Here is a 2,630-nt window from a genome sequence, read left to right as displayed (position 1 = left end):
GCCGGACACCCAGGCCTCGAGGTCGGCGCGGGTGTGCGGGCGGACGCGGCTGATGCGCAGCACGGCGGACGGCGAGGCGACCGCCTCGGCGCCGTCGTTGCGGATGGTCGCGGTGACCGTCAGGTCGTCGCCGGGCCGCAGCACCTCGGGCGTCACGCGCGTGACCTGCACGGACACGGGCCAGGTGGCGGTCGGGCTGGGGGAGGGGGTGCTGGTCGCCCCCGCGGGGGGCACGGCCACGAGGGTCCCGAGGCAGAGCACGGCGAGCGCGACGACGAGCAGGACGACGGCCGCGCGGTGGACCTGGCCGCGGCGCAGGGCCGCGCTCATGCCTCGCCGACGAGCACGACGAGCGCCGCCTCGGCGAGACGCCGTTCGTTCGGGTACGCGAGCCGGTCGTGCAGGTCCGTCACGGCGACCCACGCCGCGTCCTCGGCCTCGCCGTCCGGGTCGCCCTCGACGGTGAGGGTGCCGCCGACGGCGCCGAGCAGGAAGTGGTGGACGACCTTGTGCACGCGGCGGTCGTCGCCGGAGAACCAGTAGTCGATGACGCCGAGCCGCCGCAGCACCTGCCCGGTGATGCCCGTCTCCTCCGCGATCTCGCGGACCGCGGCCTGCTCGGGCGTCTCGGTGCCCTCGAGGTGGCCCTTCGGCAGGCACCACTCGAGGCGGCCGGCGCGGTTGCGGCGCGCGATGACCGCGGCCTGGTAGACCCCGTCGCGCTGCTGGACGACGATCCCGCCCGCGGAGGTCTCGTCGACGACGGGCAGGGGGGTCGGGGCGGGCCGCACGACGGCGTGCCGGGGGTCGATCCGCAGCGCGTGCCCACCGGGCGGCGCGGGCACACCCCCGGGCACGGAGGGCTGCGCCGGGCTCGACATGCGGCCACTGTAACGACTCGCCGGGAGCGTCCGGTTCCGCACCGGCCGCCCGGGTGCGCGCCGCATGACCACGACCGCGTCTGGCAGGCTTGGACGAGTGCCCTCCCTGGACCCGACCGGCGCCGCGACCGGCGCGAGCACCACCGACCCCTCCGCGGCCCTCGCGGCGCTGCGCCGTCGCGCGCTCGGCGTGCTCGCGGGGCTGTCGGGCGACGCGATCGAGCTCGGTGAGCTGTTCCGGGCGGCGGGCCACGAGCTCGCGCTCGTCGGCGGTCCGGTCCGGGACGCGTTCCTCGGCCGGCTGAGCGCGGACCTCGACTTCACGACGTCGGCGACGCCGGACGAGACCGAGGCGATCCTCGCGCGGTGGGGCGACGCGCACTGGGACATCGGGCGCGAGTTCGGCACGATCGGCGCGCGCCGCATGCCGGGCGGCCGCCGGGGCAGCACGCGCGACGTGCTCGTCGAGGTCACGACGTACCGCACCGACGCGTACGACCCGTCGTCGCGCAAGCCCGAGGTCGTGTTCGGCGACTCCCTCGAGGGCGACCTGTCGCGCCGCGACTTCACCGTCAACGCGATGGCGGTGCGCCTGCCCGACCTCACGTTCGTCGACCCGTTCGACGGCCTCGCGGACCTCGCGCGCGGCGTGCTGCGCACCCCGGTGGACCCGCGGCAGTCGTTCGACGACGACCCGCTGCGGATGATGCGCGCGGCGCGCTTCGCCGCGCAGCTCGGCTTCGAGGTGGACCCGGCGGCGCGCACGGCGGTCACCGACATGGCGGAGCGCATCGCGATCGTGTCGGCCGAGCGGGTCCGCGACGAGCTGTCGAAGCTGCTGGTGTCGGCGCAGCCGCGCGTGGGTCTGGAGGTGCTGGTCGAGACGGGCCTCGCGGACCACGTGCTGCCCGAGCTGCCCGCGCTCCGCCTGGAGATCGACGAGCACCACCGGCACAAGGACGTCTACGAGCACTCGCTCACGGTGCTCGACAAGGCGATCGCGCTCGAGACCGGCCCGGACGGCGCTGTCCCCGGGCCCGACCTCGTCCTGCGTCTGGCCGCGCTGCTCCACGACATCGGCAAGCCGCGCACGCGCCGCTTCGAGCAGGGCGGCGGCGTGAGCTTCCACCACCACGAGGTGGTCGGCGCGAAGATGGTCGCGAAGCGGCTCAAGGAGCTGCGGTTCGACAAGGCGACGGTGCAGGCCGTCGCCCGGCTCACCGAGCTGCACCTGCGCTTCCACGGGTACGGCGAGGGCGGGTGGACCGACTCCGCGGTCCGCCGGTACGTGACCGACGCAGGCCCGCTGCTCGAGCGCCTCCACCGGCTGACGCGGTCTGACTGCACGACGCGCAACCAGCGCAAGGCCGCACGCCTGTCGGCGGCCTACGACGACCTGGAGCAGCGCATCGCGACGCTGCGCGAGCAGGAGGAGCTCGCGTCGATCCGCCCCGACCTCGACGGCACGCAGATCATGGAGATCCTCGGCATCGGCCCGGGCCGCGACGTCGGCGCCGCCTACCAGCACCTGCTGGAGCTGCGCATGGACCGCGGTCCGCTCGGCGAGGACGCGGCACGCGCGGAGCTGCTCGCGTGGTGGGAGGCCCGCACCGCGGGCTGACGCCGGCGGCGTCGGGTCAGGCGCGGCGCACGACCAGGAGGCACACGTCGTCCTCCTGCTGCGCCCCCACCAGGGCGTCGACCAGCGCGTCGCGGACCCCGGCCGCGTCGGTTCCGTCGGGCACGGCG

3 protein-coding genes are annotated in these 2,630 nt (G+C 75.7%); 1 reads left to right on the top strand and 2 read right to left on the bottom strand.

What is annotated here, in order from left to right:
• Together HGA02_RS15830 and HGA02_RS15825 are read right to left on the bottom strand one after the other, a co-directional pair.
• Positions 1 to 330, bottom strand: a 330-nt coding sequence (locus HGA02_RS15830) for a DUF6049 family protein (RefSeq protein ID WP_210728665.1), incomplete at its 3' end; no start/stop codon positions are given.
• Positions 327 to 881, bottom strand: coding sequence for an NUDIX hydrolase (locus tag HGA02_RS15825; protein WP_124344210.1), 555 nt, complete (start codon positions 879 to 881; stop codon positions 327 to 329). The genes HGA02_RS15830 and HGA02_RS15825, both read right to left, overlap by 4 nt.
• Before the next feature lie 97 nt (positions 882 to 978).
• Between HGA02_RS15825 and HGA02_RS15820 the strand changes: the two genes are divergently transcribed.
• Complete coding sequence (locus tag HGA02_RS15820; RefSeq protein ID WP_168680042.1) at positions 979 to 2,502, top strand: CCA tRNA nucleotidyltransferase; 1,524 nt, start codon at positions 979 to 981, stop codon at positions 2,500 to 2,502.
• Positions 2,503 to 2,630: the final 128 nt, after the last annotated feature.

It is taken from the genome of Cellulomonas septica (assembly GCF_012396155.1).
GTDB classification, from domain to species: Bacteria; Actinomycetota; Actinomycetes; order Actinomycetales; family Cellulomonadaceae; genus Cellulomonas; species Cellulomonas septica.
The sequence above is the reverse complement of the archived record's forward strand: the minus strand, read 5'-3'. Positions and strand labels throughout refer to the sequence as shown.

Bases quoted from the DNA above. Each gene is read 5' to 3' on its own strand.
- HGA02_RS15825 (WP_124344210.1), bottom strand. From the start codon at position 881: ATGTCGAGCCCGGCGCAGCCCTCCGTGCCCGGGGGTGTGCCCGCGCCG.